The sequence below is a fragment of the Flexivirga caeni genome (assembly GCF_003724155.1).
In the GTDB taxonomy this organism is placed as follows: Bacteria; Actinomycetota; Actinomycetes; order Actinomycetales; family Dermatophilaceae; genus Flexivirga; species Flexivirga caeni.
Genome location: NZ_RJJQ01000001.1, coordinates 93,913 through 109,095, shown reverse-complemented (window position 1 = coordinate 109,095; position 15,183 = coordinate 93,913). Strand labels below are relative to the sequence as shown.

At 68.6% G+C, this 15,183-nt stretch carries 15 protein-coding genes; 14 read left to right on the top strand and 1 reads right to left on the bottom strand.

Annotated elements, in window-relative coordinates; genetic code table 11:
• Positions 1-78: 78 nt before the first annotated feature.
• From EFY87_RS00525 to hemB, 5 genes are all read left to right on the top strand, one after another.
• Positions 79-750, top strand: coding sequence for a redox-sensing transcriptional repressor Rex (locus tag EFY87_RS00525; RefSeq protein WP_123269359.1), 672 nt, complete (start codon positions 79-81; stop codon positions 748-750).
• Between the two features lie 67 nt (positions 751-817).
• On the top strand, positions 818-2,227 hold the full coding sequence (locus tag EFY87_RS00520; RefSeq protein WP_123269358.1) for a glutamyl-tRNA reductase: 1,410 nt from the start codon (positions 818-820) through the stop codon (positions 2,225-2,227).
• Entirely contained in the window at positions 2,224-3,246 is a 1,023-nt protein-coding gene (hemC, locus tag EFY87_RS00515; protein WP_220093447.1) for a hydroxymethylbilane synthase, read from the top strand. The genes EFY87_RS00520 and hemC overlap by 4 nt, the downstream gene beginning before the upstream one ends.
• A 4-nt stretch (positions 3,247-3,250) precedes the next feature.
• On the top strand, positions 3,251-4,888 hold the full coding sequence (locus tag EFY87_RS00510) for a bifunctional uroporphyrinogen-III C-methyltransferase/uroporphyrinogen-III synthase (RefSeq protein WP_123269357.1): 1,638 nt from the start codon (positions 3,251-3,253) through the stop codon (positions 4,886-4,888).
• Positions 4,889-4,938: 50 nt separating this feature from the next.
• Positions 4,939-5,919, top strand: coding sequence for a porphobilinogen synthase (gene hemB, locus EFY87_RS00505; protein WP_123269803.1), 981 nt, complete (start codon positions 4,939-4,941; stop codon positions 5,917-5,919).
• Positions 5,920-6,041: 122 nt separating this feature from the next.
• On the opposite strand, the gene EFY87_RS00500 is transcribed toward hemB, so the two are convergent.
• A complete protein-coding gene (locus tag EFY87_RS00500; protein ID WP_123269356.1) occupies positions 6,042-6,578 on the bottom strand; it encodes a YceI family protein in 537 nt (178 codons plus the stop codon).
• 139 nt (positions 6,579-6,717) lie between these two features.
• On the opposite strand from EFY87_RS00500, the gene EFY87_RS00495 reads away from it, so the two are divergent.
• The 9 genes from EFY87_RS00495 (at position 6,718) to EFY87_RS00450 (ending at position 15,144) form a co-directional block, all read left to right on the top strand.
• Complete coding sequence (locus EFY87_RS00495) at positions 6,718-7,227, top strand: MarR family winged helix-turn-helix transcriptional regulator (protein WP_123269800.1); 510 nt, start codon at positions 6,718-6,720, stop codon at positions 7,225-7,227.
• Positions 7,228-7,261: 34 nt separating this feature from the next.
• Entirely contained in the window at positions 7,262-8,593 is a 1,332-nt protein-coding gene (gene hemL / locus EFY87_RS00490; RefSeq protein WP_123269355.1) for a glutamate-1-semialdehyde 2,1-aminomutase, read from the top strand.
• A gap of 102 nt (positions 8,594-8,695) precedes the next feature.
• A complete protein-coding gene (locus EFY87_RS00485; RefSeq protein WP_123269354.1) occupies positions 8,696-9,352 on the top strand; it encodes a histidine phosphatase family protein in 657 nt (218 codons plus the stop codon).
• Between the two features lie 8 nt (positions 9,353-9,360).
• The gene (locus EFY87_RS00480; protein ID WP_245988262.1) at positions 9,361-9,945 is read left to right on the top strand and encodes a TlpA family protein disulfide reductase; all 585 of its coding nucleotides are present in this window, start codon (positions 9,361-9,363) and stop codon (positions 9,943-9,945) included.
• A gap of 61 nt (positions 9,946-10,006) precedes the next feature.
• Positions 10,007-10,750 (top strand): cytochrome c biogenesis CcdA family protein, encoded by a 744-nt coding sequence (locus EFY87_RS00475; RefSeq protein ID WP_123269352.1) that lies wholly within the window; start codon positions 10,007-10,009, stop codon positions 10,748-10,750.
• Between the two features lie 31 nt (positions 10,751-10,781).
• Positions 10,782-12,437: a cytochrome c biogenesis protein ResB gene (gene resB, locus EFY87_RS00470; protein ID WP_245988261.1), complete on the top strand. Its 1,656-nt coding sequence runs from the start codon at positions 10,782-10,784 to the stop codon at positions 12,435-12,437.
• Positions 12,434-13,459, top strand: a complete 1,026-nt coding sequence (ccsB, locus tag EFY87_RS00465; protein WP_123269351.1) for a c-type cytochrome biogenesis protein CcsB — start codon at positions 12,434-12,436, stop codon at positions 13,457-13,459. The genes resB and ccsB overlap by 4 nt, the downstream gene beginning before the upstream one ends.
• Positions 13,459-13,701, top strand: coding sequence for a DUF4229 domain-containing protein (locus EFY87_RS00460; RefSeq protein WP_148043191.1), 243 nt, complete (start codon positions 13,459-13,461; stop codon positions 13,699-13,701). The genes ccsB and EFY87_RS00460 overlap by 1 nt, the downstream gene beginning before the upstream one ends.
• Positions 13,702-13,911: 210 nt before the next feature.
• A complete protein-coding gene (locus EFY87_RS00450; protein ID WP_148043190.1) occupies positions 13,912-15,144 on the top strand; it encodes a S1C family serine protease in 1,233 nt (410 codons plus the stop codon).
• The last annotated feature ends 39 nt before the right edge of the window (positions 15,145-15,183 follow it).

Below are 15,183 nucleotides of genomic sequence, written 5' to 3'. Positions count from 1 at the left end.
CAGTCAGGGGGTCATTGATCCTCTGTGGTCGGCGTTTGGTATACGCCCGCCCGTGACGCATGAGGAGTCGAAGCGCCAGTGAGCACTGCATCGGCCGCCCGTCGGGAGATTCCCGAAGCCACCGTGGCTCGGCTACCGCTTTATCTGCGAGCACTGGCATCCCTGGAATCCCGCGGTGTCGACGTGGTCTCCTCCGAAGAACTCGCCGAAGCGGCGGGGGTCCGCTCGGCGGGATTGCGCAAGGACCTCTCGCACCTCGGATCGTATGGCGTGCGCGGTGTCGGCTACGACGTCGCGCGGCTGTCCGAGGAGATCTCTCGTGAGCTCGGGCTGCAGCACGACTGGGCCGTGGCGATCATCGGCATGGGCAACCTGGGTCACGCGCTCGCGGCATACGGCGGCTTCGCGACCCGGGGGTTCAGCGTGCGCTGGCTGGTCGACGAGGACCCCGCCATCATCGGCACCGAGATCGCCGGACTGCGCGTGATCGACTTTGCCGAACTGGCCCGGCAGGCGCCCGAGACGATCATCGCCGTGCTGGCGACGCCGCCGCACGCGGCGCAGCAGGCCGCCGACCGGGCGATTGCGCTCGGCGTGCGTTCCATCCTCAATTTCGCACCGTGCGTCATCACGGTCCCCGACGGGGTCGAGGTCCGCAAGGTCGACCTGGCCACCGAGTTGCAGATCCTCGCCTTCCACGAGCAGCGCGGCCGTGACGAATTCGACGACGTGGCGGAGGGGCGGCGATGAGCGAGCGCAGCGAGCGACCAACAGGGCTCAGGGCGAATCGCGGCACCCGACGCAGGAGGGGGTGGCGATGAGCCTCATTGTCCTTGGTATGTCGCACCGCACCAGCGGTGTCGACCTGCTGGAGCGTGCCACGCTGAGCGCACAGGACATCCGCGGACTCGAGGACGCGCTCGGCCGTGGTGAGCACATCAACGCCACCGTGGTCGTCTCCACCTGCAACCGGGTGGAGATCTACGCCGACGTCGAGACCTTCCACGGCGCGGTCACGGAGATCACTGAATCTCTCGCGACAGCAACGGGTTTGGGCGTCGCCGAGTTGCGCGAGCACCTCTATGTCCACTTCGAGGACCGCGCGGTCGCTCACGCCTTCCAGGTGGCATCCGGACTCGACTCGGTCGCCGTCGGCGAAGGGCAGATCCTCGGGCAGCTCCGCGACGCCCTGCGCGTCGCCCAGGAAGCCGACCACCTCGACCCGTCGCTGTCCGCGCTGATGCAACACGCGCTGCGCGTCGGCAAGCGGGTGCACACCGAGACCGACATCGACTCGGTCAGCCGCTCGCTGGTCGAGCGGTCGCTGGCCGTCGCGCAGGCCACGCTCGGCGAGCTGAGCGCGCAGCGCGCGCTGGTCGTCGGCGCCGGTGCGATGAGCGGGCTCGCCGCCCACACGCTCGCGCGCGCCGGGGTCGGCAGTCTGACCATCATCAACCGCACCCCGGCCAAGGCAACCCGCCTCGCCGAAGCAACCGGTGGCGTCGCCGCGGACTGGTCGCAGCTGACCGGCGCGATCGCACACGCCGACCTGGTGATCTCGTGCACGGGCGCTGTCGGGCACATCCTCGACCCCGACAATGTGCGGCCCGTCGACCAGCGCAGGGTGCTGGTCGATCTGGCGCTGCCGCGTGACGTCGATCCGCAATTGGCCACGCTTCCCGGCACGACGCTGATCAGCCTCGAAGACCTCAACGCGACGGTGACCGACGATGCCGAGAAGACCCAGCTGGCCGCTGCCCAGGACCTGGTCAGCGCCGAGGTTGCCGAGTTCCTCGTGGCTCGCCGCGCAGCTGCGGTCGCCCCGGCGGTCGCCGAGCTGCGCGCTCGTGCGGCCGACGTCGTCGCCACCGAACTCACCCGGCTCGGCCAGCGCGTCGAACTCTCCGAACACGACGAGGCGCAGGTGCAGATGACCGTGCATCGCGTGGTCGAGAAGATCCTGCACCCCCCGACGGTGCGCATCAAGCAGCTGGCCGGCGAGGAACAGGGCGGCCAGGATTACGCCGCGTTGTTGCGAACCCTTTTCGACCTGGACCCGCATGAGTCGCGCGTGTCGCAGATCCCCCTTGACGGGGTCCCCGCGAAGTATTCGGGGGCTGCGGGTCCCGACGAAGTATCGGGGGAGCGCAGCGGGGGAGAACTTCGGTGGGTGCAGCGTAGCGGAAAAGAAGCTTCGTGGGGTGTCGAGGGCGGTGAGGTGCGGTGACCGGACCCTTCCGCAAGCCGATCCGCATCGGCAGCCGGCGCAGCACGCTCGCGCTCACCCAGACCGGGCTGATCGCCGACCGGCTGCGCACGCTCGGCCACCAGGTCGAGATCGTCGAAATCGTCACTGAGGGTGACACCAACAGGGCGTCGCTGAGCCAGCTCGGCGGCACCGGCATCTTCGCCACGGCCATCCGGAATGCGTTGCACGACGGGCGGATCGACCTGACCGTGCATTCGCTCAAGGACCTGCCGACCGCACCCGCGGACGGGTTGACGGTTGCCGCCATCCCGCAGCGGGAAGACCCGCGCGACGTCCTCGTCGCACGGGACGGGCTCACGCTCGGTGAGTTGCCCGTCGACTCCGTCGTCGGCACCGGTGCTCCCCGGCGAGCTGCTCAGCTGGCGGCGCTCGGCCTGGGCCTGCGCACTCGCGACATCCGCGGCAATGTCGACTCCCGTGTCGAACTTGTCCGCCGGGGTGTGGTCGACGCGGTCGTCCTTGCCCGCGCCGGCATGTCGCGTCTCGGCCGGCTCGATGAAGTCACCGAGGTCATCGACCCGCTCCAGGTGCTGCCAGCGCCCGGCCAGGGTGCGCTCGCGCTCGAAATCCGCACTGCCGACACGCAACTGCATGAGGCCCTGCACGTCTTGGACCACCCCGACACTCGCGCCGCCGTCACCGCCGAGCGCGCGGTGCTTGCCCGGCTCGAGGCCGGGTGCGCCGCGCCCCTGGGCGCGCTCGCGGAGATCAGCGAAGACCTCGACGGCAGGCTCGAGGTCTCGCTGCGGGCGTTCGTCGGCCGGCTGGACGGCAGTTTCGAGCTGCGCCGCTCGATGACCGGTCCGCTCGACAAGGCCGAGCGCATCGGGCACGACCTGGCCCAACAACTGCTCGACGACGGGGCCCTGGAGGCCTTCGCGCCGAGTGACCACCCGCCCGAACCGCCACCCGGCGGCCACTTACCCACGGACGCAAATCCCGTCACCGACATCCACCACCAGCGCCGCGGAGCGTGAACACGTGAGTACAACCAGAACCCCCAAGACATTGCCGGAACTCGTTTTCGTCGGCTCCGGCCCCGGCGACCCGTCCCTGCTGACGGTCCGTGCGGCCCGGCTGCTGCGCGAGGCCGACGTGGTCATCATCGATCAGGTCGCTCGCGAAGACTTCGTCGCCGGTTTCGTCCGGCGCGATGCCGAGATCGTCGACGCCGGTCACGGTGAGACCGGTCAGCGGCTGACCACCGCGTCCCGCGCCAAGCTCGTGGTCCGCACCGCCAAGGCTGCGGCGCGCGCCGACGGCACGCAGGCGCTGGTCGTACGGCTGATGGACGGCGACCCGGCGACCTTCAACGGTCTCGCCGAGGAGTCTCTCGCGTGTCACAAGGCCGGCCTCCGGTTCGAGATCGTGCCGGGTGTCAGCGCGGTGAGCGCGGTTCCGGCATACGCTGGAATCCCGTTGATCGGCAACGGCGCTCGCACCGTGCATGTGCTGTCCGCAGCCGAGGAGAAGACCAACTGGTCGAGTGCGATCGCGTCCGACGCAACCGCCGTCGTGCTCGGCACCGCCGAGACGATCCCTGTCGGACTGGCGAAGCTGGAGGCTGCAGGTCGTGACCCGCAGACGCCGGTCGCACTCAGCACCGACGGGACCACCATCCGGCAGCAGACCCGGGTGACCACCCTCGGTGGCGTGAGCGCCGCGCTCAAGGGGCACCCGCTCACCAACCCCGTTGTCGCAGTCGTCGGTTCGGTCGTCGGACTGCGTGACCAGCTGTCCTGGTGGGAGACCAAGCCGCTCTTCGGCTGGAGCGTCCTGGTGCCGCGCACCAAGGAGCAGTCCGGCACGATGACCGACCGGCTCGCCGCGCACGGAGCGTCCTCCGATGTGGTGCCGACGATCAGCGTCGAGCCGCCGCGGACCCCGCAGCAGATGGAGCGCGCGATCAAGGGGCTGGTGACCGGCCGCTACGAGTGGATCGGTTTCACCTCCGCCAACGCCGTGCGTGCGGTCCGCGAGAAGTTCGTCGAATTCGGCCTCGATGCAAGGGCGTTCGCCGGTCTGAAGATCGCCGCTGTGGGCGGCGTGACCGCCGACGCGCTGCGTGAGTGGGGTCTCGAGCCCGACCTCGTGCCTGCAGGAGAGCAGTCGGCCAAGGGTCTGCTCGAGGAGTGGCCGCCCTTCGACGAGGTGCTCGACCCGATCAACCGGGTGTTCCTGCCCCGTGCGGACATCGCGACCGACACGCTGGTGGCCGGGTTGCAGGAGATGGGGTGGGAGGTCGACGACGTCACGGCATACCGGACCGTGCGCGCGGCTCCGCCGGCGCCGGAAGTGCGCGAGGCGATCAAGACCGGCAAGTTCGACGCTGTCTGTTTCACCTCCAGCTCCACGGTGCGCAACCTGGTCGGCATCGCCGGCAAGCCGCACACCACCACGGTGATCGCATGCATCGGGCCGGCCACGGCCAAGACCGCCGAGGAGCACGGGCTGCGGGTCGACGTGCTGTCTGCTGAGCCGAGCGCCGAGGCGCTGGTCGAGGCGCTCGCCGACTACGGGCGCAGCATCGCGCTGTCCGCACATGAGGCTGGGGAGCCGGTGCGGCGCCCGAGCGAGCGAAAGGCGTCGTCCCGTCGGAAGGTCAAGGCGTCGCGGTGAGCTCCGAGCTGACTCCCCGCCACCGTGCGGCGACCGGGAACCCGTGGGCACTGCCCGCGGGTTCCGCCCGTCCCCGCCGCCTGCGCACTACTGCGGCCCTGCGCCGGCTGGTCGCCGAGACCCGGCTGCACCCGGCCGACCTGATCCTGCCGATGTTCGTCAAGGAGGGCGCGGAGGAGCCGGCCGCCCTGCAGTCGATGCCCGGTGTCCGGCAGCACACGCTCGACTCGCTGGTGAAGGCGGCGCGCAAGGCGGCGGACGCCGGAGTCGGTGGGCTGATGATCTTCGGCGTCCCGCAGCAGCGGGACGAAACCGGTTCGGGAGCAACGGATCCGGATGGAATCCTGAACGTCGCGCTGCGCCGGCTACGGGACAAGCTGGGCGACGACACGGTGCTGATGTCCGACCTGTGTCTGGACGAATTCACCTTGCACGGACACTGCGGAGTGCTCGATGACCAGGGCCGGGTCGACAACGACGCCACGCTGGAGCGGTATGCCGAGATGGCCGTCGCGCAGGCCGAAGCGGGCGCGCACGTCGTCGGTCCGTCCGGGATGATGGACGGGCAGGTTGCGGTCATCCGGCGGGCGCTGGACGAGACGGGTCACCTGGACACCGGGATCCTGGCGTATGCCGTGAAATACGCCAGCGCGGCATACGGCCCCTTCCGCGAGGCCGTCGAGTCGACGCTGCAGGGCGACCGGCGCACCTACCAGCAGGACTACGCCAACCGGACCGAGGCGCTGCGCGAGGTGCGGCTGGACCTCGCCGAGGGCGCGGACCTGGTCATGGTCAAGCCGGCGCTGCCCTATCTGGACATCCTGCGCGACGTGGCCCAGATCAGCGACGTGCCGGTTGCGGCATACCAGGTCAGCGGTGAGCTCGCGATGGTCGAGGCCGCCGCCGCGAACGGCTGGATCGACCGCGACGCGATGATCCTGGAGACGCTCACCGGGATCAAGCGGGCCGGTGCGCAGGTGGTGCTGACCTACTGGGCGACCGAGGTCGCCCGCCGCCTCCAGTCCTCCTGACCCGCCTCTCTGATCGAGCGGACCCCGTCTGCATCGAAAGGACCCGAAAAAGCCCTCGCTTTTCGGGTCCTTTCGATGCGCTTGGGGTCCTGTCAATGAGAGAACGCGCGGTGGGGAGTCGCTCAGCTGGCGGCCTTCACGAACTCCAGGTCAAGCGTGATCTTGACCTTGTCTCCGACGACGACGCCGCCGCCCTGAAGGGGCATGTCGATGTCCACGCCGAACTCCTTGCGGTTGATCTCGAGGTTGGCCTCGAATCCGGCGCGGGTGTTGCCGTAGGGGTCGGCGCCGACGCCGCCGAGTTCAACGTCGAACGTGACTGGCTTGGTGACGTTCTTGATCGTCAGGTCACCGGTCAGCTCGGTCGGGCTGAGTGCTGTGGACGTGAAGGTCATCGTCGGGTAGGTCGCGACCTCGAAGAAGTCATTGGTCTTCAGGTGGTTGTCACGGTCAGCGACGCCGGTGTTGATCGAGGCCATCTGCACCTCCGCCTCGACGCGGGACTCCTCCAGCGAGTCACCCACGTGCAGTGTCGCGCTGAACTCGTCAAACCTGCCGCGGACCTTGCTCACCATCATGTGGCGGACTTGGAAGCCGACTGTGCTGTGCGCAGCATCCAGATTCCAGGTGCCGGCGGTGAGACCGTCGATTGTGCTCATGGTGCTCCTTCGGGATGTATGTCGTGCCTGGGTCAAGCTGGTCCGGCGGCCACCTGCCGCGGTCACCATCATGCCGAACACTGGTTGATGTTTCAATTATTCCCGCATTCCGCGACTTCTCGGCACCTATGCTGTGACCGTGCCTCCATACGAGCCCGCCGGGCAGCAAGCTGCAGCCACTGATGCCGATGCACCGTGGCTGGCTGCCGATGAGCAGAACGCCTGGCGTGCCTACCTGAGGGGTAGCCGATTGCTGGAGGTGGTGCTCGACGCGGAGCTGCAGCAGGTGGGCATGTCCCTGGCGGAGTTCGAACTGCTCTCGATGCTGTCCGAGTCGCCCGACCGCGTCATGCGGATGAGCAAGCTGGCCGACATCACGGTGCAGTCCCGCAGCCGGGTCACTCACGCCGCCACCCGGCTGGAACGGCGCGGCTGGGTGGAGCGGCGCAAGGCCGCCGACGACGGGCGCGGCATCGAGCTGCAGCTCACCTGCGACGGCTGGACGGCGGTGCAGGAGGCTGCGCGGGTGCACGTCGAAAGCGTGCAACGACACCTGGTGCGGCTGATCAGCCCAGAGCTGTTCGTGGCGCTCGGGCAGGCGATGGGCACCGTCGAGCAGCACCTCCGGGCGCAGAACTACAACCCGTAGGAGATCGCGTCACGTCGCCTGAGACAATGGCGGTATGACGAGCACGCCCACCAGTCAGACCGTTCGTGACCGCGCGTCAGCAGCCTTGCTGGAGAGAGCCCGCGACGTCATCCCGGGTGGCGTGAACTCCCCGGTGCGTGCCTTCCGGGCGGTGGGCGGCACGCCCCGGTTCATCGCGTCGGCAAGCGGTCCGTGGCTGACCGACGTCGACGGCAACCGCTACGTCGATCTGATCTGCTCGTGGGGCCCGATGATCCTCGGGCACGCGCACCCCGACGTGCTCGCCGCCGTGCAGGCCGCCGCCGTCAAGGGTTTCAGCTTCGGCACGCCCAGTGAGAACGAAGTCGCGCTCGCCGAGGAGATCGTCTCGCGTGTCGCGCCACTGGAGCAGGTGCGGCTGGTCAACAGCGGCACCGAGGCGACCATGTCGGCGCTGCGTCTCGCGCGCGGTGCGACCGGCCGCAGCGCGGTAGTGAAGTTCGCCGGGTGCTACCACGGACACGTCGACCCGCTGCTGGCCGCGGCCGGCTCGGGCGTCGCCACGTTCGCGCTGCCCGACTCCGCGGGCGTCCCTGCGTCGGCTGCGCACGAGACGATCGTGCTGCCCTACAACGACATTGCCGCTCTTGAAGCTGCCTTCGCCGAGCACGGCGACCGGATCGCGTGCGTCATCACCGAGGCGTCACCAGGCAACATGGGCGTCGTGCCGCCGGCACCCGGGTTCACCAATGCGCTGCGCCGGATCACCACGGAGTATGGCGCGCTGCTCATCTCCGACGAGGTGATGACCGGCTTCCGCTGCTCGTCCGCCGGATGGTTCGGCCTGGAAGGCGAGCCGGAAGGCGGTGCACCCGACCTCTTCACCTTCGGCAAGGTGATGGGCGGCGGCTTCCCGACCGCGGCGTTCGGCGGCCGCGCCGACCTGATGGCGCAGCTCGCGCCCGACGGGCCGGTCTACCAGGCGGGCACGCTGTCCGGGAACCCGGTCGCGACCGCTGCCGGCCTGGCCACCCTGCGCGGCTGCACCCCGGAGGTCTACGCCCGGCTCGACGTCGTGGCCCACACGATCGCCGACGCCGCCTCGGCGGCGCTCGCCGGGCACGGCGTGCCGCACACCGTTCAGTGGGCCGGGTCGATGTTCTCGGTGTTCTTCACCGAGGGCCCGGTGCGCAACTACCAGGACGCCAAGGCGCAGGACACCGCGGCGTTCGGCCGGTTCTTCCACTCGATGCTCGACTCCGGGGTGCACCTGCCGCCGAGTTCGTTCGAGGCGTGGTTCGTCAGCGCGTCCCACGACGACGCCGCCGTCGAGCACGTGCTGTCGGCGCTTCCGGCAGCTGCCGCCGCTGCCGCCGCGGCGCACTGAGCGGTCGGGCACCCGCATGACGACACAGCTTTCGGTGCGACACTCTGGCCGTGACCGCCACCAGTCATCGCTCCGCCATGCCCGCAGGGGAGGTGTCGACCGGTGACTGAGACCATCGTCCACCTCGTCCGCCACGGAGAGGTCGACAACCCGGGAGGCGTGCTCTACGGCCGGATGCCGGGTTTCCACCTGTCGGCGCTCGGCCGGCAGATGGCGCAGCGCACTGCGGCATACCTCGAAGGCCGCGACATCACCCACCTGGTGTCCTCGCCGCTCGAGCGGGCCCAGGAGACCATCGAGCCGCTCGCGGAGGCGCTGAAGCAGCCGGTGCGGCTGGATGACCGGGTGATCGAGGCCGCCAACGACTTCGAAGGCCTGACGGTCGGCAAGCACCCGAAACAGCTTCTCAACCCTCGCTTCTGGAGCAAACTCACCAACCCGCTCAAGCCGAGCTGGGGCGAGCCGTATGCCGAGATCGCCCAGCGCATGGACCTCGCGACACGCGACGCCAAGGACGCGGCCGAGGACCACGAGGCCGTCATCGTCAGCCACCAGCTGCCGGTCTGGATCGCGCGGCTGCACTTCGAGAACAAACGCATGTGGCACGACCCGCGGCGTCGCCAGTGCACGCTCGCGTCGGTGACCAGCATCGTCTTCGCGGGTGACCGGATCGTTCGCGTGGAGTATGCCGAGCCGGCACGCGACCTGCTGCCCAGCGCGACCGAAGCGGCCGGTTCGGCGATGGGAAGCGCACGATGAACACCCCGATGACTCGCCGTGCGGCGCTGAGCGTCGCGCTCGCAGGCGCCGCGTCGCTCGGCCTTGCCGCGTGCAGCAGCGGCAACTCCATCACCAAGCAGGCCAATCAGGGCGACGACAAGAACTACCTGGCCGGCGACGGCACGCTCGCTCAGCTGGCGCCGGACAAGCGCGGCAAGCCGGTCGTTCTCGCCGGCAAGCTGCTCGACGGCACCCCGTGGTCCACTGCCGACCACCCGGACACGGTCATCGTGGTCAATGTGTGGGGTTCGTGGTGCGCGCCGTGCATCTCCGAGACCGGTGAGCTGCAGAAAGCGTGGGTGAAGCTCAAGCCGCGCGGCGTGCTGCTGATCGGCGCCGACACGAAGGAGAGCGCGGCGACTGCTGCGGCATATCTGAAGTCGGCCGGCGCAACCTATCCGTCCTTGCAGGACGACGGCGGCGCAGCCCTGGTCGCGCTGCAGGGGAAGGCGTCCGCGACACCCACCACCCTGGTGCTCGACAAGGAGCACCGCATCGCCGCCCGGGTCTCCGGCCCGACGACGACCGCCACCCTCATCGGGCTGGTCGACGACGTGCTCGGCAAAGGCTGATGAACACCCCACGAAGCCTCTCCTCCGCTGCGCTCCCCCGAGTACTTCGCGGGGACCCCGCATGATCGCTGACGCCGCGCAGACCGTGGCGACCGGCAGCCTGCCGGCCGCGGTGGTGCTGGCGCTCGTCGCGGGAGTGGTGTCTTTCGCCTCGCCGTGCGTATTGCCTTTGGTGCCAGGCTTTCTCGGCTATGTCACCGGCCTGACCGACGAGACGCGCAAGACCCGGCTCGTGACCGGAGCGTTCCTCTTCGTCGTCGGGTTCTCGGTGGTGCTGGTCAGCGCCGCGGCGGCATACAGCTGGGTCGACAACCTGCGCCTGGTGCACCGGGACCTCAGCATCCGGATCAGCGGGGTCATCGTGATCCTGCTCGCGCTCGTCTACCTCGGTTTCATCGGGCAGCGCGGCATCCCGGTGCGCTGGCGACCGTCGGCCGGCCTGGTCGGCGCGCCGCTGCTCGGTGCTGTCTTCGGGCTCAGCGCCAGCCCCTGCGTCGGGCCGGTGTATGGCGCAATCCTCAACCTGGCCAACCCGATCGGCGACGCCAGCGCGTCGCGCGGGGTGATGCTCGCGGTGTTCTACTGCCTCGGCCTCGGCATACCCTTCCTGCTCATCGCGGCAGGCTGGGCCCGTGCCGAGTCCTGGTCGCGCTGGCTGCGCGACCACCACCGGCCGATCCAGCTGGTCGGCGGGAGCCTCATGCTGATTGTCGGCGTGGTCATGGTCTCCGGACAGTGGTTGCACCTCATCAGCTGGGTGCAGATCCAGCTGACCGGCTCCGACAGCTTCGTCCCGGTGGTCTGATGTCCTACCCGTTCTATTGCCGGAGATCCGCGTGACTCAAACGGAAACCGCCAAGAACGCCCGATCTGGGCGCGACAGCAAGCAGCCACTGCTGGCGCCCAAGATCGGCTTCTTCGGCATGTTGCGCTGGCTCTGGCGCCAGCTGACCTCGATGCGCACAGCGCTCTTCCTGCTGTTGTTGCTGGCGGTCGCTGCGGTGCCCGGCTCGATCTTCCCGCAGCGCAGCATCGACGCGGGGCGGGTGGCCACCTACCTGGAGCAGCACAAGACGGTCGGGCCGCTGCTGGACAAGCTTTCGATGTTCGACGTCTTCGGGTCACCGTGGTTCGCCGCGATCTATCTGCTGCTACTGGTCTCCCTGGTCGGGTGCGTGCTGCCCCGGTGCGCCATACATCTCAAGGCGTTGCGTTCGCCGTTGCCGCGTGTCCCCAAACGGATCGAGCGGCTGCCTGCGACAGCCGAAAGGGACGTGCCGGCTGCTTCTGGCGATGTGGTCGCCGCTGCCCGAGAAACGTTGCGGCGCAAGGGATATCGCGTGCGAGTCGACGACCCGGTCGACGGCACGCAGGCCATCGTCGCCGAGGGCGGCCGGTTGCGCGAGACCGGCAACCTGATCTTCCACCTGTGCCTGCTGGTGCTGGTCCTGGCCGTTGCTGCCGACCACCTGATGGGCTGGCGCGGCGACGTGATCGTGCCCGAGGGCAGCGACCCGTTCGTCAGCGCCGTCGGCAGCTACAACACGCTCGATCTCGGGCCGTGGGTGCGCACGTCGGACATCAAGCCCTGGAGCATCACGGTCGACCATCTCGACGTGACCTTCGAGAAGGACGTGGCGAAGAGCTCTCCGCAATACGGCCAGCCGCGTGACTTCGTCGCGTCGGTGACCACCAGCCCGACACCGAACGGCAAGCAGACCAAGCGCACCCTCGAGGTCAACGACGCGGTCAAGCTGGACGGCACCTCGGTCTACCTGCTCGGCAACGGCTACGCGCCGATGATCACCGTCAAGAGCCCGGCAGGCAAGGTGCTCTACCACCAGGAGACGCCGTTCCTGCCGCAGGACAACGGCTACCGCTCGGTCGGCGCGATCAAGGTGCCGGCCGCGTCGCCGAAGCAGCTCGGGTTCTACGGCTTCTTCCTGCCCACTGCCGAGTTCAGCAACACGCAGGGCCCGATCTCGACGTATGCCGGCCTCAGCAACCCGGAGCTGGTCATCGGTGCCTACCAGGGCACGCTCTTTCCCAGCTCGCTGCCGCAGTCGGTCTATTCGCTGGACACCCAGAAGATGACCCAGGTCATGGACGGCAACAAACCGTGGAACGCCGTCGTGCGCCCCGGCCAGACCGTGAAACTGCCTGACGGCACGACGATCTCGATGGCCAAGACCGTGCCTCGCTGGGCGGGACTGTCCGCGCGGTACGACCCCGGCAAGGGCACCGCGCTCACCGCGGCCCTGCTCGGCCTGGCCGGGCTGATCATGTCGATGACGCTGCGGCGACGCCGCATTTTCGTCAAGATCCGCACCGGCGGCGCGGACGACACGGACACCGCGAGTACCCTGATCAGCGCGGGAGCCCTCGCCAAGGGTGAGGACCCACGGCTGCAGGTCGCACTCGACGCTCTGCTCGACGGTGTCGAACGACGACTCGGAACAACCCCCACATCTCAGGCAGGTCCGGCGCGATGAACAGTTTCTTGCACTTCTTGGACTTCGGCGGTCACTCGACCGATGTCGGATTGTCCAACCTCTCCAACAACTTCCTCTACGCGTCCGCGGTCGTGCTCGGCCTGGCGATGCTGTCCTTCGCGGCCGACCTCGCCGGGTACCCGGGGCGGGTAGCGCGGGAGGAGGCGCGCCGCGCGGAGCTGGCAGGTGAGCAGCAGGCGGTCGCCGCCGAGGCGGCGGGCAGCACCACCGTGTTGCAGCGGACGGTCGAGACTGCTCCCGCCATACCGCACGAGAAGCGGCAGTGGGCCGGCATCGGGATGGCGCTGACCTGGCTCGGCTGGTTGCTGCTCGCGGCCTGTGTCGTCTTCCGGTCTGCGTCGGTCGGGCGCCCGCCGCTGGGCAACATGTACGAATTCGCCATCGTCGGTGCGTTCTTCGTGCTGCTGGCGTTCCTGCTCTGGAACCTGAAGCGCGACGTCCGCTCGCTCGGCATTTTCGTCGTCGGCCCGACGCTGCTGACCGAGATGCTGGCAGCCCTGATCTTCTACACCGCGGCGAGCGAACTGCTGCCGTCGCTGAAGAACTACTGGCTGACCATCCACGTCACCGTGGCGATCATGTCGGTCGCGCTGTTCACCATCGCGTTCTCCACCACCATCTTGTACTTCGTGCAGAAGTGGCGCGAGGACATCCACGACACCAAGTACAAGTTCATGGATGCCGTCCCGGGCTCCGAAGTGATGGACCGCACGACCTACGGGCTGCTGATCATCGCGTTCCCGCTGTGGACGTTCACCCTGATCGCCGGCGCGATCTGGGCGCAGAAGGCCTGGGGCCACTACTGGAGCTGGGACCCCAAGGAAGTCTGGACGCTCGTCATCTGGGTCGTGTATGCCGCCTACCTGCACGCCCGCGCGACCGCCGGCTGGAGCGGCAAGAAGGCCGCCTACCTCGCGCTCGCCGGGTTCGCCTGCGTGCTGTTCAACTTCTGTGTGGTCAACGTCTTCATCGTGGGCATGCACTCCTACTCGGGAATGTGATGCTGCGCTACACCGTCTGGCGCCTGCTGATCTTCATCGTGGCGCTGCTCGTCCTCTTCGCCTTGCAACTGCGCGGCTGGCCGCTGCTGCTGCTGTCGGCGGTGATTTCGCTGGTCGTGTCGTTCTTCCTGCTCCGTGGTCCGCGGGAGCAGTTCGCCACGCAGTTGCAGCGTAAGGTGTCCGAGCGCCAGGCTCGCGCAGAGGCCTACCGCCGGGCCGAGGACGACGACACCGAGGACTGAGCGGCGACGTCCTGCGTGACGTAACCCTCGACGGTCGAGGGCTGCGTATGCCGTGGGGCGTCATACGTGACGTAACCCTCGACGGTCGAAGGTTGTGTGGGGGAAGATGTCTCCCAGAGCCTCACAGGAAGCGCACAACGCGTTGCGCGGTGGCGCATCAGTGGGCGCGCCAATCTTGGATTCACGCACAGAACCCAAGGAGTTCACACCATGAAGCGAAGTCTGGTCGCCGTGTCGACGGCGTTGGCTGTGGCCGTGATCGCGCCGGCGAGCGCCGTCGTCACCAGTGAAGCGATAGCCGGTCACGTCACCGTGTCCGGTGCGGCACCGTCGGTGTCCACCCCGAGCGGTTCGTCCGGGAACTCCGGTTCCTCCGGCGCTGGCTCGTCCGGAAACGGCTCGTCCGGAAACGGCTCGAGCAGCAATGGCTCGTCCGGCAGCGGTTCGAGCGGGAACGGCTCCGGCGGCAGCTTCGGCCCCTGGTCGCAGCGGACCACCGGCAACCAGGTCTCCGGCACGGCAGTCTCCTCGTGGCCGGGCGCGGTGATGATCGACACCGTCCTCACCAATGGCGAGGGTGCCGGGACCGGCATCGTGCTGACCTCCAACGGGATCGTCCTCACCAACTACCACGTCGTCGACGGGTCCACCTCGATCCGGGTGAAGGTCGGGAGCGGTTCGACCTACAGTGCGAAGGTGCTCGGCTCCGACCCGACACACGATGTCGCCGTCATCAAGCTGAGCGGCGCGAGCGGCCTGCAGACCGCCTCACTGGCGACGAGCAGCGCTCTCCTCGGCGAGAAGATCACCGCAGTCGGGCAGGGCGGTGGCTTGGGGACGCTCTACAAGACCAGCGGGTCGGTGACCGCGACCGGTCAGCAGATCACGGCGTCCGACGAGGGCACCGGGTCGGACGCGGAGACGCTGCAGGGGCTGGTGCAGACCAATGCCCAGATCGTGCCTGGCTATTCGGGTGGTCCACTGGTCAACTCCAGCGGCAAGGTCATCGGGATGGACACCGCCGCGTCGTCGGGTTCACCGATCACCGGGTACGCCATACCGATCACGTCGGCCGTGAAGATCGCCAACCAGATCGAGAGCGGCACCCGCAGCTCCACGGTGCACATCGGTCCCCGCGCCGCGCTGGGCGTCGAGATCAGCACCCAGTCCTCGAGCGACAACGGCTTCGGCACCAGCAACGGCCAGACCACCTCCGGCGCCTCGGTCGTCGGCACGATGCAGGGCGGCGCGGCCGCAGCGGCAGGCATCACTGCCGGATCCACGATCACCAGCATCGGCGGCAAGCAGGTTACCGGACCGACCACGCTGACCGATGTCCTGGAGACGAAGTACCCGGGCGACAAGATCAGCGTCGGCTGGGTCGACGCCCAGGGTCAGTCGCACACCGCCACCGTCACCCTCGGGACTTCCCCCGAGAACTGACCTGTTCGTCCGTCCCTCGGCCGGCACTGACCCGGCCGG

Bases quoted from the DNA above. Each gene is read 5' to 3' on its own strand.
- EFY87_RS00460 (WP_148043191.1), top strand. From the start codon at position 13,459: ATGCTGCGCTACACCGTCTGGCGCCTGCTGATCTTCATCGTGGCGCTG.
- hemL (WP_123269355.1), top strand. From the start codon at position 7,262: ATGACGAGCACGCCCACCAGTCAGACCGTTCGTGACCGCGCGTCAGCA.
- EFY87_RS00475 (WP_123269352.1), top strand. From the start codon at position 10,007: ATGATCGCTGACGCCGCGCAGACCGTGGCGACCGGCAGCCTGCCGGCC.
- ccsB (WP_123269351.1), top strand. From the start codon at position 12,434: ATGAACAGTTTCTTGCACTTCTTGGACTTCGGCGGTCACTCGACCGAT.
- EFY87_RS00480 (WP_245988262.1), top strand. From the start codon at position 9,361: ATGACTCGCCGTGCGGCGCTGAGCGTCGCGCTCGCAGGCGCCGCGTCG.
- EFY87_RS00500 (WP_123269356.1), bottom strand. From the start codon at position 6,578: ATGAGCACAATCGACGGTCTCACCGCCGGCACCTGGAATCTGGATGCT.
- EFY87_RS00450 (WP_148043190.1), top strand. From the start codon at position 13,912: ATGAAGCGAAGTCTGGTCGCCGTGTCGACGGCGTTGGCTGTGGCCGTG.
- EFY87_RS00520 (WP_123269358.1), top strand. From the start codon at position 818: ATGAGCCTCATTGTCCTTGGTATGTCGCACCGCACCAGCGGTGTCGAC.